20 protein-coding genes are annotated in these 25,387 nt (G+C 42.8%); 10 read left to right on the forward strand and 10 right to left on the reverse strand.

Translation table 11 applies throughout. From position 1 onward, the window contains the following. Nucleotides 1-110: 110 nt before the first annotated feature. Entirely contained in the window at nucleotides 111-2,027 is a 1,917-nt protein-coding gene (locus BY457_RS07800; RefSeq protein WP_106152907.1) for a S9 family peptidase, read from the reverse strand. Nucleotides 2,028-2,152: 125 nt separating this feature from the next. Here BY457_RS07800 and BY457_RS07805 point away from each other — a divergent pair, with 125 nt between their 5' ends. After that, nucleotides 2,153-2,293 carry a zinc ribbon-containing protein gene (locus tag BY457_RS07805; protein ID WP_106152776.1) on the forward strand — a complete coding sequence of 47 codons (141 nt, stop codon included), beginning with the start codon at nucleotides 2,153-2,155 and terminating at the stop codon, nucleotides 2,291-2,293. 128 nt (nucleotides 2,294-2,421) lie between these two features. On the opposite strand, the gene BY457_RS07810 is transcribed toward BY457_RS07805, so the two are convergent. Both BY457_RS07810 and BY457_RS07815 read right to left on the reverse strand, forming a co-directional pair. After that, nucleotides 2,422-3,972, reverse strand: a complete 1,551-nt coding sequence (locus BY457_RS07810; RefSeq protein WP_106152777.1) for a PAS domain-containing hybrid sensor histidine kinase/response regulator — start codon at nucleotides 3,970-3,972, stop codon at nucleotides 2,422-2,424. A 139-nt stretch (nucleotides 3,973-4,111) separates the two neighbouring features. Further along, on the reverse strand, nucleotides 4,112-4,456 hold the full coding sequence (locus tag BY457_RS07815) for a DsrE family protein (RefSeq protein ID WP_106152778.1): 345 nt from the start codon (nucleotides 4,454-4,456) through the stop codon (nucleotides 4,112-4,114). A gap of 873 nt (nucleotides 4,457-5,329) precedes the next feature. On the opposite strand from BY457_RS07815, the gene BY457_RS07820 reads away from it, so the two are divergent. Beyond that, the gene (locus BY457_RS07820; protein WP_106152779.1) at nucleotides 5,330-6,769 is read left to right on the forward strand and encodes a PQQ-dependent sugar dehydrogenase; all 1,440 of its coding nucleotides are present in this window, start codon (nucleotides 5,330-5,332) and stop codon (nucleotides 6,767-6,769) included. A 259-nt stretch (nucleotides 6,770-7,028) separates the two neighbouring features. Further along, nucleotides 7,029-9,290, forward strand: coding sequence for a TonB-dependent receptor (locus BY457_RS07825; protein WP_106152780.1), 2,262 nt, complete (start codon nucleotides 7,029-7,031; stop codon nucleotides 9,288-9,290). On the opposite strand, the gene BY457_RS07830 is transcribed toward BY457_RS07825, so the two are convergent. After that, a complete protein-coding gene (locus tag BY457_RS07830; protein ID WP_106152781.1) occupies nucleotides 9,277-10,062 on the reverse strand; it encodes a PhzF family phenazine biosynthesis protein in 786 nt (261 codons plus the stop codon). The genes BY457_RS07825 and BY457_RS07830 overlap by 14 nt on opposite strands. Before the next feature lie 150 nt (nucleotides 10,063-10,212). After that, entirely contained in the window at nucleotides 10,213-10,830 is a 618-nt protein-coding gene (locus BY457_RS07835) for a YiiX/YebB-like N1pC/P60 family cysteine hydrolase (RefSeq protein ID WP_258176659.1), read from the reverse strand. Nucleotides 10,831-11,155: 325 nt separating this feature from the next. On the opposite strand from BY457_RS07835, the gene gdhA reads away from it, so the two are divergent. Continuing rightward, nucleotides 11,156-12,514, forward strand: a complete 1,359-nt coding sequence (gene gdhA, locus BY457_RS07840) for an NADP-specific glutamate dehydrogenase (protein WP_106152783.1) — start codon at nucleotides 11,156-11,158, stop codon at nucleotides 12,512-12,514. Nucleotides 12,515-12,886: 372 nt separating this feature from the next. Here the strand turns inward: gdhA and BY457_RS07845 are convergent, their stop codons facing one another. Beyond that, nucleotides 12,887-13,591 carry a head GIN domain-containing protein gene (locus BY457_RS07845; RefSeq protein WP_106152784.1) on the reverse strand — a complete coding sequence of 235 codons (705 nt, stop codon included), beginning with the start codon at nucleotides 13,589-13,591 and terminating at the stop codon, nucleotides 12,887-12,889. Nucleotides 13,592-13,742: 151 nt separating this feature from the next. Here BY457_RS07845 and BY457_RS07850 point away from each other — a divergent pair, with 151 nt between their 5' ends. From BY457_RS07850 to BY457_RS07865, 3 genes are all read left to right on the forward strand, one after another. Further along, nucleotides 13,743-14,951: a uracil-xanthine permease family protein gene (locus tag BY457_RS07850; protein WP_106152785.1), complete on the forward strand. Its 1,209-nt coding sequence runs from the start codon at nucleotides 13,743-13,745 to the stop codon at nucleotides 14,949-14,951. A gap of 102 nt (nucleotides 14,952-15,053) precedes the next feature. Continuing rightward, nucleotides 15,054-17,513 carry an AMP-binding protein gene (locus BY457_RS07855; RefSeq protein WP_258176660.1) on the forward strand — a complete coding sequence of 820 codons (2,460 nt, stop codon included), beginning with the start codon at nucleotides 15,054-15,056 and terminating at the stop codon, nucleotides 17,511-17,513. Between the two features lie 298 nt (nucleotides 17,514-17,811). Continuing rightward, nucleotides 17,812-18,375, forward strand: coding sequence for a DJ-1 family glyoxalase III (locus BY457_RS07865; RefSeq protein WP_106152787.1), 564 nt, complete (start codon nucleotides 17,812-17,814; stop codon nucleotides 18,373-18,375). On the opposite strand, the gene BY457_RS07870 is transcribed toward BY457_RS07865, so the two are convergent. Then, nucleotides 18,372-19,856: a radical SAM protein gene (locus tag BY457_RS07870; RefSeq protein ID WP_258176661.1), complete on the reverse strand. Its 1,485-nt coding sequence runs from the start codon at nucleotides 19,854-19,856 to the stop codon at nucleotides 18,372-18,374. The two genes, BY457_RS07865 and BY457_RS07870, sit on opposite strands and share 4 nt — an antisense overlap. A 59-nt stretch (nucleotides 19,857-19,915) precedes the next feature. Between BY457_RS07870 and BY457_RS07875 the strand changes: the two genes are divergently transcribed. Further along, nucleotides 19,916-21,196, forward strand: coding sequence for a DASH family cryptochrome (locus BY457_RS07875; RefSeq protein ID WP_106152788.1), 1,281 nt, complete (start codon nucleotides 19,916-19,918; stop codon nucleotides 21,194-21,196). Between the two features lie 59 nt (nucleotides 21,197-21,255). Beyond that, entirely contained in the window at nucleotides 21,256-21,450 is a 195-nt protein-coding gene (locus BY457_RS07880; protein ID WP_106152789.1) for a hypothetical protein, read from the forward strand. A gap of 222 nt (nucleotides 21,451-21,672) precedes the next feature. Here BY457_RS07880 and BY457_RS07885 read toward each other — a convergent pair whose 3' ends face one another. Further along, entirely contained in the window at nucleotides 21,673-22,491 is an 819-nt protein-coding gene (locus BY457_RS07885; protein WP_106152790.1) for a head GIN domain-containing protein, read from the reverse strand. Then, nucleotides 22,478-23,104: a YdcF family protein gene (locus tag BY457_RS07890; RefSeq protein WP_258176662.1), complete on the reverse strand. Its 627-nt coding sequence runs from the start codon at nucleotides 23,102-23,104 to the stop codon at nucleotides 22,478-22,480. Before BY457_RS07890 ends, BY457_RS07885 begins: the two co-directional genes overlap by 14 nt. 515 nt (nucleotides 23,105-23,619) lie before the next feature. Between BY457_RS07890 and BY457_RS07895 the strand changes: the two genes are divergently transcribed. Further along, nucleotides 23,620-23,991 (forward strand): nitroreductase family protein, encoded by a 372-nt coding sequence (locus BY457_RS07895; protein WP_258176663.1) that lies wholly within the window; start codon nucleotides 23,620-23,622, stop codon nucleotides 23,989-23,991. Here BY457_RS07895 and BY457_RS07900 read toward each other — a convergent pair. Next, complete coding sequence (locus BY457_RS07900; RefSeq protein WP_258176664.1) at nucleotides 23,978-24,976, reverse strand: DUF6588 family protein; 999 nt, start codon at nucleotides 24,974-24,976, stop codon at nucleotides 23,978-23,980. The genes BY457_RS07895 and BY457_RS07900 overlap by 14 nt on opposite strands. Between the last annotated feature and the right edge of the window lie 411 nt (nucleotides 24,977-25,387).

A 25,387-nucleotide genomic window follows, 5' to 3' on the forward strand; every position in this document is an offset into this window, starting at 1 on the left:
ATTCATAAAACCATACGACACCTCCAGTGCCGGCATTTCGTTTTTTACTAACAAAAAAGGCTGCCTCAAAAAAATCATTGAGACAGCCCTTAATATTAAATAGAAAATTTTTATTTCTCCTCTTCCGTCAACAGATGCTCTTCCAGGAATTTCTCCATGGCACCGTAAAAATCAAAACGGTTTTCTTCGTTTCGGAAACCATGTCCTTCATTGTCTTTTACCATATATTGCACTTCAATACCGCGTTCTTTCAAGGCTTCCACCATCTGATCCGATTCATCTTTGTTTACTCTGGGGTCGTTGGCTCCCTGAGCAATAAAGAGTGGTGCCTGAATTTTATCGGCATGGAAAACAGGTGAGGTCTGGCGCAGCTGAACACTGTCTTTTTCGGGGTGTCCAACCATCTCGTACATCATATCCAAAAGCGGCTCCCAGTAAGGAGGAATGGTATTCAGAAAAGTAAAGAGATTGGAAACACCAACATAGTCAACTCCTGCAGCATACAAATCCGGTGTAAATGTCATCCCTGCCAGTGTGGCATAACCGCCATAGCTGCCACCATAAATAGCAATCCGGTCAGGATCAGCAATGCCTTTTTCTATCAACCAGTACACACCGTCGGTAATATCATCCTGCATAGAGAGTCCCCACTGCTTAAAGGATGATTCCCAAAATTTCTTTCCATAACCTACCGAACCACGGAAATTCATTTGCAGCACGGCAAAACCTCGATTGGCCAAAAACTGAATCTCGGGATTGAATCCCCAACTGTCCCGTGCCCATGGTCCACCGTGAGGATTCACTACTACCGGAAGATCTTTGGCATTTTCCATGGTATATCCTTTAGGCAAGGTCAGATATCCATGAATGGTCAGCCCGTCACGTGACTGATACTTGATCGGCAGTGTTTTAGCCATGATATTTTCATCCAACCAGGGACTTACATCAGAAATCTTCTTCAGCTCATCAGTAGTAGAATCATAGAAATAATAAGCACCCATTGATCGATCACTGTAGGTACGAATCATTACCTTTTCTTCCTCGTGGTCTGTTCCTACAATACCAATCTCATAGTCACCCAGCTCTTGCTCCAGTCGATTAAAAAGTTTTTCGGTCTCCTCATCAAAGAAGTGACGTTCGCGTTTCCAGGAAGTATAAGAGGCAGTGGTCAGCACCTTTCTTTTTCGGGAATAGCTGAGACCCGAAACATCATACTCGTCATTCTCATAAAGTACTTCCTCTACCTCACCTGTCTTAGGATTAAATATTACAGGCACCTCCTTATCTCTCTCCAGATTGGAAACGGCATACAGCTTCTCATTATCAAAAGTAAAGAAATAAGGACTCAGGGTATTTTTGAAATTGGTTTTCAGCACCACCTCAAAAGCATCCTCCTCTGTATCACGGTAAAGGAGGGTTGAATTAACCCCGTCTTCAATTCCAACCGCTACGCGGAGTTTGCCATCATGGTCGGTTACCCAACCCTGGATATTGCCGGGGTTTTCAGCCAGCATAGTAAGCTCACCGGTCACAATATTCAGTCTGTAAGGATCAAAAACACGAGCATCCCGCTGATTGAGGCCAACAATTACCTCATCTTCAATATCACGGAGTTCATCAATCAACCGAGTCCGGACACCATCAAACTGAGTGAGGGCTTTCATATCGGCCCCATCACGATTTACAGCGTGGAGCGAATAATTTTCGTCTCCTCCGGTATCTTTCAAAAAGAGGATACGATTGTCGTTGGCCCACATATAACCTGCTACATCACGAGCAGTTTCAGAAGTCACCCGAACCGCTGAGTCGCCATCCAACTCCTGAACGAAAACATTCATACGATCCTCATAAGGAGCCATATAAGAGAGATAAGTACCATTTGGAGAAATCTGATAAGCTGTTTTATCAGGGTTTTTGAAAAAATCTTCCATTGGTAACTTCGGGGCTTTTTCTATGGAGCCACCGCAACCGGCCATTGTTAATCCTGCCATAAAAGCAACAAAAATTAAAGATTTAAAATTCTTCATAAATGTAAAGGTTAAATGGGTAAAAGAAATCAAATAAATATCAACCAATAAAATTAGCAAAATCCTTATGAAATTTACTATATTGTTGACTTAAAACAGCTAAACTTTAATTAAAACCAACACTTATGTTTACTTCAGGAGAAAAACCAGGAAAAGGAACCTACAAATGTCAAAAATGTGGGAAAGAAATTTCCCTTGACAACGATTCGCAGGAACTGCCGGTTTGTCCGGTTTGCGGACATGAAAAATGGAACAAAATAGGATAGTGATCCTGGTAATTCACAAACACAATTCTGCATTCCTGATTATTAAGGGAGTGCAGGATTTTTTACAAAATCCGGAAATCACCTGATTCACAAGTGACGCAGAAAGCAATTAAAATTAAAGAGACTATTCATCGTACCGGTAACCAGAAATAAAAGAGAGAGCCTTTGCCCGGTTCCGATTCCACACTTATTGTACCTCCCATCATTTCCACCAATCGCTTCGAAATAGAAAGTCCTAACCCTGTTACTTTGGGATTATCGCTAACACCTTGATAAACCTGAAAAAAACGGTAAAAAATACGCTCGTAGTCGGCATTTGAAATACCGATGCCCGTGTCCTTAACAAAAAAGTACATTCGGTCTTCCTCCGGGTAAACACCGAATCTTACTTCACCGTCATGGGTAAACTTCAATGCATTATTAATAAGATTAATAAGCACTTGTTTCACTTTCATTTCATCACATTCAAATGAATGACATGCCGGATGATCCTCTACTTCATAGGATAAATGATTACGGGTATCTGAAGCAAACGGAACAAAAAAACGACGGATTTCTTCAAATGTGGACATCAGATTAATCCTTGAAAATAAAACCGGCATCTGGCCAGTTTCTATTTTTGAGATTGCCAATACATCATTGATAATATGCAACAATTGTTGCCCGCTGCTAATGATGATATCCAGATAAGTATTTCGACTTTCCTCATTTAAATCAGCGTCTTTAAGCAACTCAGCAAATCCCAGAACACCATTCATGGGTGTTCTTATTTCATGACTCATATTGGCCAGAAAAGCAGACTTTAAACGATCACTCTCCTCTGCTTTTTCTTTGGCCTCTTTCAATTCCCGATTGATACCTCTCAGATTCTCTTCTGCCTTACGTCGTTCTCTAAGATCACGAATAACGGCCAGGTAATTTTCTTTACTGGTACGTTTAGAATTCATCTCAATCGGTATGGGTTCACCGGTTTTACTAATAATTTCTCTTTCAACAATAACCGATTGTCCCAGATCCAACAAATCAAACCGTAAAGGATTCTCTTTCAACTCCTGCGGATTAAAGAAAATGCTTATATGATGATGAAGAATATCGTGTGCTCCATAACCAGTCATATTCAGAAAACTACCGTTTACATCCACAATATACCCAAGGGCGTCACCGATTAGGATTCCATCCGCAGCATTCTCAACCACCGTCCGATATTTATTTTCGCTCTCCAATAATTTTTGTTCCGCAATTTTTCGGGCAGTTATATCCACAACTGTGGACACTCTGAAAGTTCTATTCTCGTATTCAAAAGTGCGTCCTCTGATCTCGGCGCTAAAAAGTGTACCGTCTTTTCGAACTCCTGTGGCTTCGTATGTCTCCGAATCCCCGCTCTCAATCTTCTTTCGGATCAGATCCCGGTGTTCGGGAATAAAAACAGAAGAGGCAGCTTTTCCTATTATTTCCTGATAGGAATAACCAAACATTTCACAGCCACTGTGATTGGCCTCAATGCAAAACCCTTTTTCGAGAATAAAAATCCCTTCATAGGCAGCTTCAGCCAAAATTCTGAACCTATAATCCATAGACCAAAAGGAACTCTTTGAGTTTTCATCCATAAAATAGCCAAGTTTTTCTTCAAGGTATTTTACGCGAACCTCAAGTTCCCTGTTGGAAAGATGCTCTGTCATCGTCAATAGAAGTAATTGTCTGAAAAATAATATAGGATAGCTCCTCCATGTAATAGTCAAGAATGGAGGAGCATCTCAGATGGAAATATACGTATTTTTCGTGACGATAAACAGATTCGGTTGATCTTAACCTGCAAAATCAAAAACTTAAAACTTTCCAATCCTCTTTCAGGTATCCTGTCAAAGGTTCTCCCATTGGAATAACTTCTAACCCGAATTTTTCAAGATCTTCAGCCACTCCATACTCTCCGGCACATACACTGCAGGCCTGAACTTTTACCCCGGATTTCATAAGACCTTTGACCTTCTCCTGAAGCTCACCATCCTCGGCAAGTAATTTGGTGGATGGCCCCCACACAATCAGCACAACTTCACTGAACCAACCTTTCATTTTGGCTCCCTGTGTGTACATTAGCACAACTTTTTCCGCTACATCTTTGTCTCTGCTTGACCATATTACGGCCAGTTTTTCACGATTACCCATAACTATCTTTTTAATTGTTATACGTTTAGCAATAAAACCAAACATCTAAATCCATTCATTTGTTCTTGAGACATCCGAAAACTAAAAATCATTCGTATAAATTTTTAAATCATCACCAATAGGGTTGCCTATTAAATAATTTAATCCATTCAAGAAAGTCACTTCTAATGCGGGACATTGACTTCATCGAAATTCGTATCATAAATTAATCTTTAACCGGGTGTAAACTAAACACAATCCATTTTTGAAAGTAATTTATGAATAGCTCAGTTCTCCCAAAACGTGAGTTTTTCCCCATTTAGGTAACTACAAAATGTTACATTAAAAAGGCGAAGCTTTGTTTTTAAAAGACCGAAGGTTTAAAAGCAATAGCCTGGGGCAGCGCCCCGGGAAAACTATAATAAATCAATCTCCCCTTTTCATTCGTTTAAAATTTTGTAATTATCTGATAAAAAACTAATTAAAAATTTGAGAACGAATGGAACCGCTTCGCTCTCGCATAATATTTTTTAAACATGTTCTCTTGTGATTTATATTTAAAAAATATCATGCTCGTTTCATCCGTATAAAATTAATTTTTCAAGGTCGGATGGAACTCGCATGCAAGGAATTTATACATTGTCTTTGGTGACATCCCTTGCCATGCTCGTTTCATTGGTCGTGTTGTGACCAATGAAAAAGGAGGAGCGGGCCATTGATAATTGGGGTGATGCCATTGATGCCAGTTCCTCCGACTCTTCCGGAGAACCGCACTGCATTCTGGCAGAAGTGGAATTAAAGTTCTGATAAACAAAAGGAGCAAATAAGTGTTTAGATAATAGCTTTCTGACAAACACTGACGAATAACATTTCCACTTCTAAAACCTAATCGTCATGCTCGAAAAAAGACACATTACCCTCACGGGAGTTTTCTCCGCATTTGCAATTCTTATGTGGCTGATTCTTTCCTCCACCACATCAACAGGTTGTGCATCTTCCACATCACAACAAGCTAATGACGGACCACGCCCGGCAGCAGAACTTTACGAAAATTATTGTGCCAGCTGCCACGGTATGTATATGGAACGATTCGCCGGAGAAGACCGGGAAGCTATGTTTGCCATGCCTCAAAGCGAAATGGAGCGCATCATACGTGAAGGAGATTATGAAACCGGAATGCCTGCATTCGGAGAGGTTTTCTCTGAAGAGGAAACGAAAGCATTAGCAGAACACATTCTTACAGACATCAAAAACGATGCGGAAGCGCACGAATACCGGCCGGGATTTCCCGAGGTCGTGGAAAGTGAAAACTTATCCTTCCGGATTGATACCGTGGCATCAGGCCTGAGCATTCCCTGGGGAATGACCTGGTTACCCGGTGGAGACCTGCTCGTATCTGAAAGAGGCGGACAACTTTTCAGGTTTAAAGACAAAACTTTCCAGGGACTTATCGAAGAGGTTCCGGAAGTGTATGCCAACGGACAGGGAGGATTACTGGATATTACACTCCACCCCGATTACGAAGAGAACGGATGGATTTACCTTGCATATTCCAAACCTGAAGGAAGAGGCGGTAACACAGCAATAATGAGAGCACAGTTATATGGCAACAGACTCATCGACAAGGAGGAAATCTTCAAGGCACAACCCAATACACGCAGTGGCGTACACTTTGGCTGCCAGCTGGCCTTCGATAAGGACAACTTCCTGTTTTTCTCTGTCGGAGAGCGTGGAAATCCGCCAAATGCACAGGATTTAACCAACCATTGCGGAAAAATTCATCGCATCCATGATGATGGAAGTATTCCATCGGACAATCCGTTTGTTGATACAAAAGACGCCATGCCCAGCATCTGGTCCTACGGTCACCGCAACCCTCAGGGACTGGCTTTTCATCCCGAAACAGGAGTTTTATGGGAAACAGAACACGGTCCCAAAGGTGGGGATGAGATCAACATCATCGAGAAAGGGAAAAATTACGGATGGCCGGAGATTACCTACGGCATCAATTACAACGGAACCATCATTACTGAAGATACTGTCAAGGCAGGCATGGAACAACCGGTACTGCAGTGGACGCCGTCCATTGCTCCATGCGGGATGGCTTTTGCGGATGCTGAAACTTATCCTCAGTGGGCCAACGATATTTTCTCAGGATCATTGAGTTTCAGGTATGTGGTACGTACGTCCTTAAACAATCAGGAAGCAGTAAAAGATGAAATTCTGCTTAGAGAAGCAGGTCGCGTGCGCTCCATAGAAACAGGTCCGGACGGTTACCTCTACATTGGGGTCGAAAAACCGGGCTATGTCTTTAGGCTGATTCCTGTGAATTGATAAAGCAGTGTTCCTAAATCCCCCGAAAGGGAAGTTCACAACAATTAGTGAACAAGGGTTGAAAAGTCTCGTACGGAAATCAACGTTATATTTAACGAACACGAAGTGATTGCCTCATAAGAACACAAATAAAAAGATTACGAGTTCCGTCCGACCATAATAGACAGATTTTATACGGATGAAACGAGCATGGCAAGGGATGCCACAAAAGACAATGTATATTTTTTTACATGTGAGTTCCATCAGACCAATGATTTAGATGAATTTTACACTGATAAAATTATTTTTAAGAATACTCTTTCTGCTCGTACTACCGGTTTTTTCCACCGGTAGTTACGGGCAATTTTTTGGCCGTTGCATCGATGCCCAAACAGGCAGGGCTATATCCGGAGCCACCATACAGCACTCCGGCGAAATAATTGCTATCAGTGAACCGTCCGGACATTTTTCGTTTCAGGGAGACTCCTCCATTCGGGTAATCGTGGAGCATCCCGATTACAAAAGCATGAGGGAACATATATCACCCAACCGCGAATTGTTTTTTCTACTGACACCATCAGAACATAACATAGATGAAATTACCGTTTCTGCACCACTTCTCAATTATCGAAGCAGAAAAGTCCCTGCAGGTTTTTCTCTCATTACTGCCGATTCCATACAGCCCAATCTTTCGGCAATAGAAATACTGGAACAATCGCCGGGGGTTTTCATGCAAAAAGGGGCACTAAACACAGGACGTATAATGATTCGTGGCATTGGCAGTCGCTCCCCCTATGCTACCACCCGCATAAGAGCTTATTTGGATGACATACCACTCACTTCGGGAGATGGAAACACCACTGTGGAGGACCTTGAGATGAGTAACATTGCCAGAACGGAAATTGTAAGAGGCCCTGCCTCAGCATTGTACGGAAGTGGTCTGGGAGGAGTCATTATTTTTCACCCCGACCACACGCAAACAACTCCGTTTTCCGCAGAAACAGTAATGCAATACGGCCCCTTTGACGGAACAAAAGCCCTGGTAAATACAGGCTTGCGAAGGAACAGATCCATTGTGAAGGCCAATATTGCCCATACGCAAACCGACGGATTCAGAGAGAACAGCAATTATAATCGCTGGAACGGGCAGCTTTTGTTCCGGCATCATTTCAAAAATCATGCACTCTTCTTTTTAACCAATTATACGCGTCTGAATGCTCAGATTCCCAGTTCCATCAACGAATCCGACTACAGGGATTCACCACACAAAGCAGCAGCCAACTGGCTCGCTGTAAGCGGCTATGAAAAATACGATAAATGGCTCAGCGGTCTGACTTTAAAATCAGACTTCAACAACAGCACCAATAAAATCTCGGTTTTCCTGAATCACATCAATGCCTATGAAAGCAGGCCTTTCAACATTCTCGACGACCGGATGCTGACTTATGGTTTTCGGGATGAATTCTCTATCAACATTGGTCAGAGCAGACTCACTTCAGGAGTCGAAGTTTTCAATGAACGATACGACTGGCAACTCATTGAGACAGATGAAGGCACACCCGGAGAGCTATTCTCCGACAATCTTGAAACCCGCTTTTTTGTAAATATCTTTGCAAAAGCAGATTTTAGTCTTACCAACAAATGGCAATTAACCGCTGGTGGCAATCTTCATTTTTTGAAATTTCAACTGACAGACAATTTCTCCGATGACGAAGATATTTCGGGAAACTACCGTTACAATCCGGTTTTCTCACCTCGTCTTGGCATTACCGGCGATTTAACCACCAAAATTACCGTTTACGGTTCCGGTGGTCACGGTTTTTCGCCTCCAAGTGTGGAAGAGACGTTACTTCCGGAAGGATATATTAATCCGAATCTGCAACCTGAAGAAGGGTGGAACTACGATGCCGGAATCAGGGGCAACCTGCTCAACAACCGCTTAAATTTTGACATTACAGCCTATTACGTTGCTTTAAACAACCTATTGGTTACCAAAAGAGAAACCGAAGAAATCTTTTATGGGATCAATGCAGGACGAACCAACCACTATGGAATAGAATCGATGTTGAATATGAAAATTATTTCCGGGCTTTCCCCCTGGTCTGCCACCCTCAACATCAATCATACCTGGATGAAAAACAAATTTAAAACGTTCATTGATGATGACACAAATTACTCCGGTAATCAACTACCGGGTGTTCCGGAGCAATATCTGCGTTCAGGTTTAAAAATTGGGTATAAAGATCTTACTCATCTTCAGCTCACTTGGAAACATTCAGGTTCCCTATTTCTTGATGATGCGAACACAAAAAAGTACGGCGGTCATCATGTTTTTGATCTGTCTCTCTCCCGGCGCATCCATACGGGAAACTCATCCTATGCATCTCTTCAGGGAGGAATCAACAACCTTTTCAATCAGCATTACGCTGCCATGGTATTGGTTAATGCCCCTTCTTTCGGAAATTCCCTGCCCAGATACTACTACCCGGGAGCCCCCGTAAATGCTTACCTGCGTTTAACCTTTAATTTCACAACCGGATAGTACCCTCCAGAAAAGTAACTGCATTTCCGCCAATTTCGCAACGATCTTCCAGATACTTACATTTCAAAACACCTCCTCTTTTTGAAACCTGATGGGCAAGAAACTCATCTTTTTTAAGATTTTCGGACCAGTAAGGAATCAAAACGGTATGTGCCGATCCGGTAACAGGATCCTCAGGAATGCCCAGTTGAGGTGCAAAGAACCGGGAAACAAAGTCAACATTGCTACTGCCTCGGGAAGTAATGATAACCCCTTCAGCATTTAGCCTGCGAATGGCATCCAGATTGGGACGGACATCTCTTATAAATTGCTCATCATTAAAAACGAAAAGATAATCAGCACTTCCTTTCAGCACAGCATCAGGAACACGATCAAAACACGATGAAAACATTTCGGAATAGCTTTGTTTTACCGGTTTGTCGGCGGGGAAATTGAGCACATATTGCTCATTTTTTAATTGAACGGTCAGATTTCCACTCCTGGACCTGAACCTGATTTCTTTTTCGGCATATCCCAAATGCTTAAAAAGCACATGAGAAGATGCCAGGGTAGCATGTCCGCAAAGATTAACTTCCACATCAGGGGTAAACCACCGTATGTAATATTGCCGTTCTTCCGGAACAAAAAAAGCTGTCTCGGAGAGGTTGTTCTCCATAGCGATGTTTTGCAATACTTCATCAGGAAGCCATGTGTCTAGTGGCACCACAGCTGCAGAATTGCCACTAAAAGTCTGGTCGGTGAAGGCGTCAATCTGATATACGTTATAAGTCATGGTTGTTCGTAAATAAAATTCATGAAATTTATTTACCGCCGTAGCAGTAAGAGGCTGAGGCTAAAGTTGAGGTTGAGGCTAAGGTTGATGGCAAGGCTGAGGTTGAGGTTGTGGCTGTGACTGAGGCTGAGGCTGTGGCTATGATTGTAGCTAAGGCTGAGACTCCACAACACCCAGCAAATCTAGTCTGTCAGAAGCAGCCATACCATTCGGATTACATCCCGGAAGTCCTTCTGGGATCTCAATCCCTAGTCTGGAATAATGCTTCCTCCAGCCATCATGAAATTCTCCGGTAGCCGGATCCTTAAAAGTCATGGGTTCCAGAGAAAAAACAGAGTCCGTTGCAAATGCATACCATATTAATTCACTGCAATAAAACCCGGGATCCTCAATAATATAACTATAATTATAGGGCTCTCCAATCAGCGATGAAGCTCTCACTAAAGCAGAATCAACAACACGCTTTTTGTCTCCTTTCAAACGATAAGCTTCCACATAAAGCTGATTCCCTTCGGGATCAGACATAAAATCCGACAACTGCTCACGACAAACGCCCCGGGATCCTTCGGCATGAATGACAAAAACTTCTTCATCCACCACCTCTGCAAGTCCCACATGAGAAAAATGCTTGCCTGCATCGGTTTGCGTAACATCATCAATGGCTGTGGAAAAAGCAGATGGTGTTTTGCCCCTGAAAAGCAAATCGCCGGTTCTGAGACTCACTTTATCCTTATTGTCACAACCCGAAATAATCATCGTCGTGATCATCAAAAATACAAGGTGTTTATACAACATAGTTCAATTATAGGAGAATAAATCTTCTTCATAGAATGCGCAAACACCAACCAAATTAACGATAAAAATATGAATCCTCATAATAAGCAGCCCACACTCCAAAATAATTTGACGACCTGCCGAAAGTTGTACTAAATTTACCCGAACATAATACTAAAACAGAGTTTTGTCTCGAAAAAATGCGAATTACTCAACAAATTATCAATAAAAACACATTTTCACTTCATTTTATTAAGTAAAAACACATTTTTTATTACATTTGCACATCCAAAAAGTCAAAACCTCTAACATATTTCTTATGAATGATTCGAAAGTACTAAAGTACGTTGAGGATTTTATGGCCAATGTAAAAGCCAAAAATCCAAATGAACCGGAATTTCATCAGGCAGTTCATGAAGTAGTAGAAAGCCTTGCTCCTTTTATTCTTGAAAATCCTGTATTGATGAAAAACAAGGTTTTGGAAAGAATGACTGAGCCGGAAAGAATAATCAGTTTTCGTGTACCCTGGGTTGATGATCAGGGCGAAATTCAGATAAACAAAGGATACCGTGTGCAGATGAATAGCGCCATCGGGCCTTACAAAGGAGGACTTCGTTTTCACGCTTCAGTAAACCAAAGTATCCTGAAGTTTCTTGCTTTTGAACAAGTACTTAAAAACAGCCTTACATCACTCCCCATGGGTGGAGGAAAAGGAGGATCAGACTTCAATCCTAAAGGAAAATCAGACAATGAAGTGATGCGTTTCTGCCAGTCTTTCGTAACTGAATTGGAGCGTCACATTGGCCCCAACACAGACGTACCAGCCGGTGACATTGGCGTTGGGGGTCGAGAAATCGGATTCATTTTTGGTCAGTACAAGCGTCTGGCCAATGCCTTCCAGGGAACCTTTACCGGAAAGGGTGCTGAGTGGGGCGGAAGTCCGCTTCGTCCTGAAGCCACCGGTTACGGTGCTGTTTACTTTGCACAGGAAATGATGGCAACCAAAGGCGAAAGCTTCAAGGGAAAAACTGTTACTGTGAGTGGATCAGGAAACGTTGCCCAGTATGCTGTAGAAAAAGTCCTTGAGCTGGGCGGAAAACCTGTTACCCTTTCTGATTCCAGCGGATACATCTATGACCCCAAAGGTATTGATGCAGAGAAACTGGAATACGTTAAGTTGCTTAAGAATGCTATTCGCGGACGGATTAAAGAATATGCAGAAAAATATCCAGAAGCTGAATATCACGAAGGTGAAAGACCATGGAGCGTTAAATGTGACATAGCCATACCTTCGGCAACTCAGAATGAACTAAACGGAGACGATGCACACACCCTTATCGAAAACGGATGTATCTGTGTTTCAGAGGGAGCCAACATGCCTTCTACTCCGGAGGCAGTTGATCTTTTCCATGAGAAGAAAATCCTTTTCGGACCTGGAAAAGCAGCCAATGCAGGTGGAGTATCCGTATCAGGACTTGAAATGTCTCAAAACTCAATGCGCATTTCATGGACACCTGAAGAAGTGGATGAAAAACTGAAAACCATCATGAAAAATATTCACGCCGCCTGTGTTAAGCATGGTAAGGAAGAAGGTGGATTTGTTAACTATGTGAAAGGTGCCAACGTCAGCGGTTTCATAAAAGTAGCAAACGCCATGCTTGCCCAGGGAGTTGTTTAATTTTGCAATAGTTTCTTAGCCGAAACAATAAATTGAATTTGCACAGGAGCTTTGCTGTGGAACGCGTTCCTTTACCTATACCATACATACCCTTTGTCTATAATTTGAACGCACCCGGTAAACGCTCTTCTATAAAAAATCCGCAGGATGAATTTCCCGCGGATTTTTTTTATCATTATACCAACAAGCACTTACGACAAAATATGGCTTAAGTTTATAGTTGCGTGTGAATGTTTAACGATTGCTTCGGGCTGAGCCCTCGCAATGACAGATTTTTGTAATAAACAAAACTACCCCCGGGTTACCCACCCGGGGTAATTCAAATTGGCCCCTTCCAGGGACCTCCGATAGATCAAACGGGTCTGAACCAGTTCAATGTTTTCTCACATCTCCTCCACCCGACTCGCTTATCTTTACTTCTTTTCCGGAGCCATAATAGTCCACATCGGCACCGCCACTGGCAGAAGCTTCAATCTCTTCAGTTACATATACCTCAATATCGGCACCGCCTGAAGCGGAAGCAAAAACTTTCTTCGCATGAAGTTCCCTGGCATTAATGTCGGCACCTCCACTTGACTCTGCATGGAGAACCTCTGTCTGGCCTTCAATACTAAGATCCGCACCACCGCTTGAGTGCAGAATTATGGAGGCAGCCCTCACACTTACTTCAACATCTGCACCTCCTGAGGAATTAATCTCAATGCGATCGGTCCTCAACTCCCCTACTGATTTCAAATCAGCTCCTCCCGAGGATGACAATTTTGAAACGTCAGGCATGGTTAAATAAACATTTACATCTCCTTTTGAAAACCAGCTAAAAAAACTTGACTTGAAATAAACATTCAAACGACTTCCATCCAGCTCCGTTACAAGATTATCGATTGCATCACCATCTCCTTCCACAATAATTTCATAGTCCTCCCCCTGCTTTAAAAACAAGTCCACCCCGGAGGAAACGCTCACTTCATCAAAAGATCCGGAGATCCGGCGCTCTTCTCTCTCCTGGCCTGCAACCGTATTAAATCCTCCGGCAACAACTATGGAAAGTAAAGCCCAAATCAAAAACATTTTCTTCATATCAGTAAATTTAAAGTTTCAAACAAAAGTCTGACGCCATCATGGGGAAATAAGTTACAACCTTTTGTGAAAAGTTTTTAACAATTTATAGAAGTGTTTACATCAAGAGTTTATATTTTCGTGACCGATTTTAAACCAACAAAAAAACACAATGAATTCAAATCGTCCGCTTTCCTTTCCCAGAAAGACCATTCTTGGCATCCAGTTTTTATTTGTAGCTTTCGGAGCCACAGTCCTGGTTCCGCTGTTAGTCGGCATTAGCCCATCCATTGCATTGTTTACTGCAGGAATCGGAACACTTATCTTCCATCTTATCACCAAAGGAAAAGTACCGGTTTTCCTGGGAAGTAGTTTTGCGTTTGTAGCTCCCATCGTTGAGGCCACCCGACTGTTTGGTTTTGCAGGAACACTGTCGGGAATAATCGCTGTAGGAGTCGTTTATTCCATCATGTCGGCCATCGTAAAATGGCGGGGACCTGCTCTGATTGACAAAGTGTTTCCATCGGTGGTGGTAGGACCTGTAATTGTCGTAATTGGTCTATCACTGGCCTCAACAGGTGTGGATATGGCCTCGCAAAACTGGCTTCTGGCTTTGATAGCACTACTTACTGCCATTATAGTTGTGGTTTTTGCCAAAGGTATGATAAAACTGATCCCCATATTCCTGGGAATCATCGCCGGATATGTAGCCTCTATATTTACAGGGGATGTAGATTTTACAAAGATCACGGAAGCCCCCTGGTTTTCACTACCTGCATTTCAGGCACCAACTTTCAGCTGGTCTGCCATTATCTATATGGTTCCTGTTGCCATAGCCCCGCTAATTGAGCATATTGGCGACATGTACGCCATTGGCGCAGTTTCAGGTAAAAACTATGTTAAGGACCCGGGGCTGCAACGCACCATGCTGGGGGACGGAATTGCCACCGCTGTTGCCGGAAGTATGGGTAGTATTCCCAACACCACTTATTCAGAAGTAACAGGAGCAATCTCGCTCACCAAGGTTACCGACCCTGTGGTCTTGAGAATTTCAGCCATTACCGCCATTGCTTTTTCCGTTTTGGGAAAAGTAAGTGGCTTTCTGGAATCCATTCCGGGGGCCGTTCTTGGCGGCATTATGCTATTGCTGTTTGGTATGATTGCCAGTGTTGGCATAAAAACGCTGATCGATTCTAAAACAAATGTCAATAAAACACGTAATCAGGTTATTATTTCAGTGATTCTAACCGTAGGAATAGGTGGTGCTGTCATCCGGTTTGGCAATTTCTCACTGGCCGGAATCGGTCTGGCAGCAGTAACCGGCGTTTTATTGAACCTCATCCTTCCCGACAAGTCCAAACCCGTAAAAATGAAGAAGTAACAAGCAGAACCAAATGGCATAATAATTGTTTAATTATTAAAGCATTTGTGCAAACAGCCGCAAAATATCTATTTTTGCGGCTTCAATTATTGATATAAGAGTATGCTAAAGAACATGGGCAATAAAACGGCCATCACTTACGGAAGTGATTACATTAGTTATAGCCGTTTGACAGGAAACATAGAACAATTTGCAGATCAATACAACATCAGCAAAGGGGCCAGGGTTGCTATTTTTATGGAAAACAGACCGGAATGGGTTTACGCATTCTATTCAGTCTGGAAAAACGGGGGAATTGCAGTACCCATAGATTATCTGGCTACCCCCGATGAGGTCGCCTTTATTCTCAATGATTGCCAACCCGAAGTGATTTTCACTTCTGCAGGCAGTCTGCCGGTAATAAAAGAGGCCATTACCAAAGCGGCCATTGACAACCAAATCATCCTTGCAGACGAAATTACTCTTCAGCAGGAGAAGTCATCAATCAACGATATAGAAATTGCTGATAAGACCCAGACCGCTGTCATCATTTACACCTCGGGAACCACCGGCAGCCCAAAGGGTGTCATGTTGTCTTTCAATAACCTGATGGCCAACATCAAAGGCGTTGCCCACGATATTAAAATTTTCACTTCGGCAAGCAGGACACTGATGCTGCTTCCGCTGCATCATATTTTCCCATTGATGGGAACCATGATTATTCCTCTTTACGCCGGTGGAAGCGTTGCCATAAGCCCTTCCATGGCATCCGAAGATATCATCAAAACACTTCAGGACAATAAAATCACCATTCTCCTTGGAGTACCAAGACTGTATGCTGCCATCCGCAAAGGTATTAAAGATAAAATCAATGCTAGTGCAGTTGCCAGACTTCTGTTTTCCATCGCAGGAAAACTGAACAGTCCCTCCTTTTCCAAGACCATATTTAAGGCTGCCCATCAAAAAATGGGTGGTCATCTGAAATATCTGGTTTCCGGAGGAGCTGCGCTGGATCCCGAAGTTGCACGAGACTATCAGATTCTGGGATTTGAGGTGCTGGAAGGATACGGAATGACAGAATCTGCACCAATGATTACTTTTACCCGTCCCGGGCGTGTTCTCATTGGCTCGCCGGGAGAAGCTCTTCCAGGAACCATTATTGAGAGTATTGACGGAGAAATTACCATCAAAGGTCCGCAAATTATGCAGGGCTACTACAACAGACCCGAGGAGACGGATAAAGTATTAAAAGAGGGTCGTCTCTTTACCGGCGACCTGGGACATGTGGACCAGAAAGGCTATCTGTTTATTACCGGGCGAAAGAAAGAAATCATTGTTCTTTCTAACGGGAAAAATGTCAATCCTTCCGAATTGGAGACCAAGCTGGAAGATTCGCCTTTGGTACGCGAATGCGGGGTGTTTTTCAAGGATGATATGCTTCAGGCCGTCATTGTTCCTGAAAAGAGTGCAATCGGCCAAACAGAAGAACAGAACATTGAAGACATCATGCGCTGGAAGGTAATTGATGTGTTCAACCAACAGGTCTCTTCGTACAAGAAAATCATGCGCTTTCATCTCACCGATCAGGATCTGCCAAGAACAAGACTTTCCAAACTCCAACGATTTAAACTGGAAGAGTTTGCCCTGGAAGAAGAGAAGAGTACTGAACCGAGAGTGCTTCCTGATTTTGAAGAGTACAAAATGATAACCGATTACCTTTCCAGGGAAAAAGGTCGGGACGTGCTCCCGCACTACCACCTGGAAATGGATCTGGGATTGGATTCCCTTGATAAAGTTGGATTTGAAACTTACCTCAACCAAACTTTCGGTGTTAAGATTGATCCGGTGGAAATGCTTCGCTTCAACAATGTGCTGCTGCTTGCAGAACACGTAAGAGAAGTGAAAACAAAAGTGGAAGAGCAAAAAATCAACTGGAGAGCCATTCTTCGGGAGAAAGTACCATTGCAGCTCCCCAAAACCTGGGCTACAGGAAGTATCATGGTTCGTTTGTCGCGATTGTTTTTCCACTCCTACTTCCGTTTCAATGCATGGGGAATGAAAAACATCCCGGAAGGACCTTGTATCATTGCACCCAATCATCAAAGCTTTTTTGACGGGTTGTTTGTGGCATCCTACCTCCGCACAAGGCAGATAAAAAAGACCTATTTTTATGCCAAAGAGAAGCATGTGAAGACTCCATGGTTGAAGTTCCTCGCGAACAGGAACAATATCATCATCATGGACCTCAACAACGACCTGAAGGCTTCCATCCAAAAAATGGCCGAAGTGCTGAAGCGGAATAAAAACCTGATTATCTTTCCTGAAGGAACAAGAACCAAAAACGGACAGCTTGGGCAGTTCAAGAAGACATTTGCCATTTTGAGCCGCGAGCTGAACATTCCGGTTGTACCGGTCTCTATCCGGGGAGCTTTTGAAGCTCTTCCCAAAGGCAGTTTCTTCCCTAAACCATTTAAAAAAGTGGACATTGAATTTCTGAAGCCGGTCTATCCCGGAGAAGACACCTACGACTCACTGGCCGTAAGAGTTAAGGAACAGATTCAGTACAATTTAAAATCTTCCTGAGGGGGGAGTGAGTTGTGAGTTCTGAGTTGTGAGTTCTGAGTTTTGGGTTCCGAGTTCTGAGTTGTGGGTTGTGAGTTGTGGGTTGTGGGTTGTGAGTTGTGAGTTGTGAGTTGTGAGTTCTTGAGTAGCCAACTGTGAGTCGGTGGCCTGACAATAAAATTGTTAAAGCATTTTACCACCGCCTGAAACATGATTTTCAGGCGGTGTTTTGTTGTTTCAAAAAGGAAGGAATTCCTTTGGCAGGAAGCCAGAATATCCTTAACTTTTGAATTGTGTGGAACTTAAAAAATTCAAGAAAATGATAAAAGCAGCCATATTTATTGCACCGGGATTTGAAGAAATTGAAGCCCTCACTCCTGCTGATGTACTCCACAGAGCCGGAGCAGAAGTGGAACTGATTTCCATAACAGAAGACAAAAGCGTAACGGGAGCTCATGGACTGACCATTGTTTGCGATCGTGTATTTGAGGGCAAACCCATTGATGCAAAAGACATCATCATCCTTCCGGGTGGAATGCCGGGAGCCCGGAATTTACAGCATCATGTGCGGCTGACAGATTTAATCAAAAAATATTACCAGGAGAAGAAATGGATTGCTGCAATCTGTGCAGCCCCCATGATTATAGGAGAAATGGGCCTGCTGGAAGGTCGAAAAGCTACCTGCTTCCCCGGATTTGAACACCATCTAAAAAAGGCACACCACTACCCCGCCCCGGCCATCACAGACGGTCACATAATAACCGGCCGGGGAATCGGTGCAGCCATGGAATTTTCCATAGAAATAATTGCCAACCTTTATGGCCCCGAAAAAGCTTCTGAATTACGGGATAAAATGGTGGTACCTCCAGTTGGCGGGGATTAATAGTACTCCGATAACCCTTCCTCAATTATCTCGAAATGGGCAATCCAAAAAAGTTGGTCTGAGGCATACCACTCCTCCGGACGGGCATTTCCTTGAGCAATTCGCTCCAATATACCGCGTAAGGGTGGCAGGATTTCCATATCATTAACGACAAAGGCCGTTTCAATAAATATCTTTCGTGTTTCCTGCAGTTTCACTTCCTCGAAATCAGGAATTTCACCGGGCATTTCAGAGATTCTTACATCACGATAGCCCAATTCAACCGGTAAAGAGGCAGGAATTCGGGACAAATGCTGCAGTTTGAAACGAAAACGGCCCGATTCGTTGTCGAGTTGGATGCCCTTTTCGCCAGAAGGGAACGCCTGCTCCAGCTCAACAAGGGCTTTGGGGTATTTTTTCATATCAATCGACAAATTGCGAATATGCCCGTTTTCAGTGATATCTTCCCACTCTAAAAGACTTTGTGGGGCCAGTTTGTGTCTGAGCCCTGACTTTTGAAATCGGTTTTTATAGACGTACGAACAATAATTTACGGGAAGATCGGTTGAAACAGCCCGTAAATTTTTCAGAACTTTAAGCGCGGCAATCTCGCTTTCAGGGAGTGTGGCGCGGGGTCCATGGGCAACTTTATACCCGCGTGACATCAACTTACCCATATTATAGGGGGTCAGTCTAAGCTGGTGCAAATTCAAAAAAGACAAACCCTGGTCATATAATTCCCTTGCACTCTTAGTGATAAGGTCAACCTCATCAGGGACCGCAGGAATTTCAACGGTAACATTTGGAATGATGCCCAGTGCCTGTTTTACAAACCGTAAATCGTAATGAGTAGCTCCAATGTCAAATCGAAGTTCATTCAGTCCCTCGTCAGCGAGTGTTTTCAGCTTTTTCTCATCCACCAAAGTGCCATTGGTATATCCCCAGATGTAAAGTTGATCTCCAAACTCTTTGCGCAAAACCCTTAAAAAGCGAAGCATCTTATCATAGGTGAGAAAAGGCTCACCACCGCTAAAACTAACACCTTTGAAATCAAACTGTCTCAGATAATCAACATATTCGTAAGGATCTTCAAAAGTCAATGTTTGGGTTACAGGAGATCCCAATTCATTCTGGGGAGCCGGGCAATAAAAACACTTACAATTACATTTCCCGTTGATAAACAAGCAGCTCCACTGGCCCTCAGCACAAAGCTTACATCCGGGAGAAAGTCGGGATACATCCGTTTTGGATCCCTTATAGCCAAACTGTATTTGATCGTTCAGATCACTCAGAAGGGAGTCCCGCTCCAACTCAAGCTCCAGAGCATCCCGGTAATTAATCCAGTTGATATCATCGTAAGAAATTCCATATTCCAAACGATTCCGCTCAACCATACGGTTGCGATGACGCAACAGTCCTTCCATCAGCGTATAAAAATTAAAAAAGCCTGCGAATATAAATCTTTTTTTGTTTAGCCTGATTAACGGATATCCTTTTTTCATGAACTCTTACCTGTTTTTTTTGTTTAAAAAATCACAACTCATCATTAAACAATAAGGATATGTCAAACTCCTCCATAATCTATTGGTTCAGAAACGACCTGAGAATCCACGACAACCCTGCCCTGAAAAAGGCCTTGTCAAAGGGAAGTCCGGTAATACCGGTATTTATTGCAGACGATATCTGGTTTGAATCCTCGCACCGGGAACTGAATTTTCCCAGAACCGGCAGGTTAAGGAAGCAGTTTCTTGCAGAGTCACTGGCCGATTTAAAGAAAACACTCGATGAATATGGCAGCACACTCTATATCTTTAAAGGAGATACGGCAGCCATTCTCAGAAAAATTATCCGGCACACCGGGAGCTCAAAAATAGTAGCACAACGCGAGATCGCAAGTGAAGAGACAACCATTGAGAGTCGCATAAACCAAAACATACCGCTTGAGTTACATTGGGGAAGTATGCTTTACCAACCCGATCAGGTTGATTTTCCGGTAGAAAAATCGCCGTTCTATTATACCAAATTCAAAAACAAAGTTCTTAACCAACCATTTATTCCATCACCTCATGACACTCCGGAAGAGGGTGAACTCAGAAGATTATCAAAAATGTCTTTGCCCCCCGGTTTAACAGAGCTTGACTTGAATGAATGGATGAAGCCGGATATAACAGGGCTTTTCAAAGGTGGAGAAAGCAATGCGCTTGAAAGAATGCGGGAGTATATAAGCTCAGGAGGTGCTGCCCATTATGCCGACACCCGAAATCAATTTGAAGGAGCCAATTTTAGCAGCTTTCTGGCTCCCTGGCTGGCCAATGGTGCTTTATCACCAAGACTCCTTTACCAACATCTGCATAAAGAAAAGGAAAAGCACCCTGAATATTCAGAAAGCTTTAACACACTTACAGAACAACTCATATGGAGGGATAATTTCAGATTTCTCTTTTTGCGTTACGGAAATAAATTCTTTGCCACCAACGGACTCCGAAAACCTCCCCATGGGATGTACAACGACTATGAAGCCTTTGAGATGTGGAAATCCGGTCAAACAGGGCAACCCATAATTGATGCACTCATGCACGAACTTAAAAAGACCGGTTTTATGAGTAACCGCGGCCGAATGCTTGTCAGCTTCTATCTTGCCAAAGAATTAAAGGTAAACTGGCAATGGGGCGCTGCCTGGTTCGAGTCCTTGCTCATCGACTATGATGTTTACAGCAATTATGGAAACTGGGCATATCAGAGTGGTCGGGGAACGGACAGCCGCGTCAACAGAAAGTTCAATCTGGAAACCCAGACCAAAAAATTTGATCCGCACGGCTCTTTCATTCAAAAATGGAAATGATCCCGGGTTGTTGACTTTCTTGTTATATTTGCACCCGTCAAAACACAAGAAACATCCCAATGAGTGAACAAAAAAACATCATGCAGGAGTGCTTTGTTTGCAAAAAAGATTTGTCACAGAGTCAAAACAAATCTTTCAATGCGCGCACCAACCTTCCGGTTTGTGAAGAATGTAAAGGAACCGATGCTGAAAAAAAAGCCGAAAAAGATGCGCTTGATTCACTGGCAGAGGGTTTTGTGTGTGGCTGTATATAATTTTTCTACAAATACTGTATTTTCTGACAAATTCAGGAAGTCAATAAAGCCTCTTTAAAGTCCGTCTATAAACTAAGCAAAATTTGGTTTTGGTCATGTGTTTGTCAAGAAAGTGCCAGTTACAAGGCTTGCGAAGCCCGAAAACACGCAGTTTACTCGGGTAAATGAGTAATTTTCGGGCAAGCGTAACGCAGTAAATGGTACTTTATAGACAAACACTCTTTAATTACCGGGTAAAACCATCCCTTCACCCTCAATATCTTTTTCCAGAAATTCCGGTTGGCCATAATAATAAATTCTGCCATTGCCCGAAATCCTGGTACTCAAGCGACCTGTCACGTTACAAAGTACCAAGCCGCTGCCGAGCAATTCAATCTCAGCATCTGTCATCAACAAATCCCGCAGATCAATTTTACCCGAACCTTCCAACAACAAATCCCCGGAACCCGAAGCACCGGAAAATAAAACATTTCCACTACCCTGCTGATGCACATTTAACTGATTAAAAATGCCGGTTATCTCAACATTGGTACTTCCATCGGAGTACAACTCAAAAATGTCGCATCTTAATGTATCCGTTGTACGCACTTTCGAAACACCAAAAACAGAGAATTTCAATCGATCGAGCACCAGAGAATCAGTCTTTAGTAAGCCGCCACTGACAGTTTCTGCAGATAAAAATTCTCCGGGATAATAAACAGTTAGCATCACCCGCTCACGGGCCTGTATATCAAAATTTGTCCTGGTCCCTATCAAAAGTTGATTATCTACTACTTCTGTGGAAACATAAGCTATCAAGTTAGAATCAGTTTCAATGAGCACTTTGTGACGCTCTCCGCTGCGTAAAATCACTTCAAAATCTGAACTTTCAAGCAAGACTTCATTAAAGACCGACAAATTGCGTTCTTCCTGTTTCAGATTGCCATCCCCGACCACATCTATGGTCAGCAACTCATCACAGGAAGAAACAATCATCAACAAGATAAAAAGCCCGATATTGCGAATAACATGTTTAGCCATGGTAAATTCAAATATATCCATTCACTTTGTACATTACAATGCCTGCCCATTCTCTGAAAAGAGTACTCCATGATTCCAATACACCTGCAGAGGGAATAATATAATCTTTCCATTTTAGCGGACGCGTACTTCCTATCGGATCAGCCGGAAAAGTTTCAACGTTAAATCCCTGCTTCTCAAAACAGGCACGGGCACGTGGCATATGAAAAGACGAAGTTACAAGAATTATATTGGCGGATACCTGCATCTCCTTAAAAACTTTCGCAGCATTTAAAGCATTTTCATAGGTATTTCTCGATTCAGACTCTGTCAAAATATTTCCGGAATGGAGGCCTGTCTCTTCAAGATATTCCTTCCACATCAGAGCTTCGGGCTTTTGCTTATCAAACAATGTCCCCAATCCTCCGGAAATGATCAGCGTATCAGCAACTCCTGTTTTGAGCAAATAGAAAGCCTGCCAAAAACGATCAGCACTCTGATTAAAACGTGGCAAGCCGTTATGCTGATTCTCACTCAGCATTCCTCCCAACACCACAACAATCCGGTTGTTTCCTGATAAATCCGAAACCTCCACAGGCGTTGACTCCCAAAGTCGCACCACTCCCTGAAACAAAGCAGAGTTGGAAAACAACAACAGAATACCTACTGCTGTAAAGTGAATAATTCTCCGAACCCTTTTTTTAAAAAAAAAGACCCGCCAACAAAAGAAGGAACACCCAAACCAACGGCGAAAAAAGTACGTTAAAAATTTTGGAAAGAATGAAGAACATAATAGATCGTTAGATTTTTAGAAGTCAGAGGTTAAAGAAATCGTACAACACTGAAATTCTTAATTTTACAAAAACAATTCGGTAGGTATTAAAACCTTAACTTTCAGAGTTTTGGAAAAGTTTAACGGACTATTGAGAACATGAACACGATAATTTTAATCAAAAATACAAAAAATAATAAAACCCAACATGGCCGTCAAAACTTTTGCATATTTGTATAAATAAAACCAACAACCATGGATTTTAAACCTCTAATGCAAACAAGACATTCCGTTCGAAGTTTCAGGAATGAACTGCTTTCGGAAGAACTGCTCAATGAGTACTGGAAGCGGGACGACTTGCCCCAACAGCGGTCAATAAGCAGCCTTTCATTTTCATTGTGGTCAATGAAGCGGAAAAACTTAAAGAACTTCACGAAGCTTATCCACGTGAATGGTTCAGAAAAGCCCCTCAGGTCATTGTCATTTGTGGAGATCATGAGACTGCATGGAAGCGTGGAAACGACGGGAAAGACCATACCGATATCGATGTGGCCATTGCCACTGATCACATCACACTGCGAGCAGCAGAATTAGGGCTGGGAACCTGCTGGGTATGCAATTTTGAACCATCAAAGGTGGTAAAAGCACTCAGCCTCCCCGGACACATTGAACCGGCAGTGTTGTTGCCGATTGGAAGGCCCGAAGAGGCTGAGATACCTCCAAAAAAGCGAAAACCGCTAACTGATCTGGTCAGATTTAACGGATATTAATACCGACACCGGCTGTCAACACCGAATAGTCGGCAACAGTATAATCAGCATGTAAGGCCAGGAATCCGAGGCGTAGCCGGAGCCCTGCATTAAAATCAATGCCAGAAGTTTTGTATCCCAATGTGAAGGGATCGGTAAAAGTCTTCTGATACGATTCCACATTCACGTCATATTGACCATTTACAGAAAAATCACTATTGGCAGAGCCATACCCTACACCTGTATAAATGGCTATCACAGGGAAATTAGCCCCTACCAGCAGACGCGAGGTAAAAGCACCGGAAGAGATATCCAATGCTCCATCAGTCACTTCAACCTGTGGAGTTCCCGGGATATCCGTAGAACTGTCAAAACTGGTATATCCCGCCAAAAGTGAAAGCTGAAGAAACGGAACCCTTTTCACAAAAGGGATGTAATCTTTTAAACTGTGCTTCACCCCAAACCCGAGTACACTCACTTCTCCGGCATCACCAAATTTCATTTTGGGAACCACACGGGCCATCACTTCGGTATTGAAAGGCAAACCAACAGCTGCCTGAAGCATGGGCAATGGTAATTTGTCGTTTCCGGAACCGTTGGGCAAAACAAATTGAACACCTTCGCTATCACCACCAACAGGTGAAATAGAAGGACGTGAATCCATTTCACCCGCAACTGTAGGCGCAATTCCGTCGCCTGACACACTTACATTCGACAAACCTATATTATTCGCATCAAAAGTTTTTGCAGAAGAAGGTGCCACTGAGTTCATGACACTAAAAGTAAGATCAAAACCACCCAGCTTGTGTACCTTAGCAGTATTATACCAGCCTGCATTCAGAGATGTGCCTAACATCTCGCCATATGGGCGCAAATAGGATTTTGTCAACACTTCGGCATTTGCCTTCCCTGCCTGAAAAAAATCACGCAATGGCTCCTGCGCCATTGTTGCAATACTCAGAGAGCCTGCAACCACCACCATTAAAGTTCTCTTCAACAAATTCATAAACATAGATTTTCAAAATTACTTCTTACCAGCCAACAATTTATATAGCCGACCCTTTATATGAGTTTTTTCTACGATAATATGTCCATCCGGTTTCGTTGAAACCAGAATTTTCTTCTTTACTTAAAGAAACGGCATCAACTCTGATTTGTTTTTTAAACCTTTACAATTTTTTAAAGATTTTTCATCTACCCTCCCTTAAATGATTAGCCAGGCAGGATGTAAACAAGGCTGAAAGGTTGAGGGCGAAGCAGTCAGGGTGTGAGATCCCCCACCGCCCCCTCTCTTATTGGTCGCACCAAAACCAATAAGGAGCTTAAGTTGTAGGTGACAGCCATTGATTTTCATCATAATTTTAAACCCGCCTAATTATTAAAATTGCCATTTAATAACAGGACATTCTACCATTAA

The sequence above is a fragment of the Marinilabilia salmonicolor genome, assembly GCF_003003035.1.
In the GTDB taxonomy this organism is placed as follows: domain Bacteria; phylum Bacteroidota; class Bacteroidia; order Bacteroidales; family Marinilabiliaceae; genus Marinilabilia; species Marinilabilia salmonicolor_A.

What these genes read in the sequence shown, in the direction of transcription:
- BY457_RS07800 (WP_106152907.1), bottom strand. Translation starts at nt 2,027, where the DNA reads ATGAAGAATTTTAAATCTTTAATTTTTGTTGCTTTTATGGCAGGATTA.
- BY457_RS07805 (WP_106152776.1), top strand. Translation starts at nt 2,153, where the DNA reads ATGTTTACTTCAGGAGAAAAACCAGGAAAAGGAACCTACAAATGTCAA.
- BY457_RS07810 (WP_106152777.1), bottom strand. Translation starts at nt 3,972, where the DNA reads ATGACAGAGCATCTTTCCAACAGGGAACTTGAGGTTCGCGTAAAATAC.
- BY457_RS07815 (WP_106152778.1), bottom strand. Translation starts at nt 4,456, where the DNA reads ATGGGTAATCGTGAAAAACTGGCCGTAATATGGTCAAGCAGAGACAAA.
- BY457_RS07820 (WP_106152779.1), top strand. Translation starts at nt 5,330, where the DNA reads ATGCTCGAAAAAAGACACATTACCCTCACGGGAGTTTTCTCCGCATTT.
- BY457_RS07825 (WP_106152780.1), top strand. Translation starts at nt 7,029, where the DNA reads ATGAATTTTACACTGATAAAATTATTTTTAAGAATACTCTTTCTGCTC.
- BY457_RS07830 (WP_106152781.1), bottom strand. Translation starts at nt 10,062, where the DNA reads ATGACTTATAACGTATATCAGATTGACGCCTTCACCGACCAGACTTTT.
- BY457_RS07835 (WP_258176659.1), bottom strand. Translation starts at nt 10,830, where the DNA reads ATGATCACGACGATGATTATTTCGGGTTGTGACAATAAGGATAAAGTG.
- gdhA (WP_106152783.1), top strand. Translation starts at nt 11,156, where the DNA reads ATGAATGATTCGAAAGTACTAAAGTACGTTGAGGATTTTATGGCCAAT.
- BY457_RS07845 (WP_106152784.1), bottom strand. Translation starts at nt 13,591, where the DNA reads ATGAAGAAAATGTTTTTGATTTGGGCTTTACTTTCCATAGTTGTTGCC.
- BY457_RS07850 (WP_106152785.1), top strand. Translation starts at nt 13,743, where the DNA reads ATGAATTCAAATCGTCCGCTTTCCTTTCCCAGAAAGACCATTCTTGGC.
- BY457_RS07855 (WP_258176660.1), top strand. Translation starts at nt 15,054, where the DNA reads ATGCTAAAGAACATGGGCAATAAAACGGCCATCACTTACGGAAGTGAT.
- BY457_RS07865 (WP_106152787.1), top strand. Translation starts at nt 17,812, where the DNA reads ATGATAAAAGCAGCCATATTTATTGCACCGGGATTTGAAGAAATTGAA.
- BY457_RS07870 (WP_258176661.1), bottom strand. Translation starts at nt 19,856, where the DNA reads ATGAAAAAAGGATATCCGTTAATCAGGCTAAACAAAAAAAGATTTATA.
- BY457_RS07875 (WP_106152788.1), top strand. Translation starts at nt 19,916, where the DNA reads ATGTCAAACTCCTCCATAATCTATTGGTTCAGAAACGACCTGAGAATC.
- BY457_RS07880 (WP_106152789.1), top strand. Translation starts at nt 21,256, where the DNA reads ATGAGTGAACAAAAAAACATCATGCAGGAGTGCTTTGTTTGCAAAAAA.
- BY457_RS07885 (WP_106152790.1), bottom strand. Translation starts at nt 22,491, where the DNA reads ATGGATATATTTGAATTTACCATGGCTAAACATGTTATTCGCAATATC.
- BY457_RS07900 (WP_258176664.1), bottom strand. Translation starts at nt 24,976, where the DNA reads ATGAATTTGTTGAAGAGAACTTTAATGGTGGTGGTTGCAGGCTCTCTG.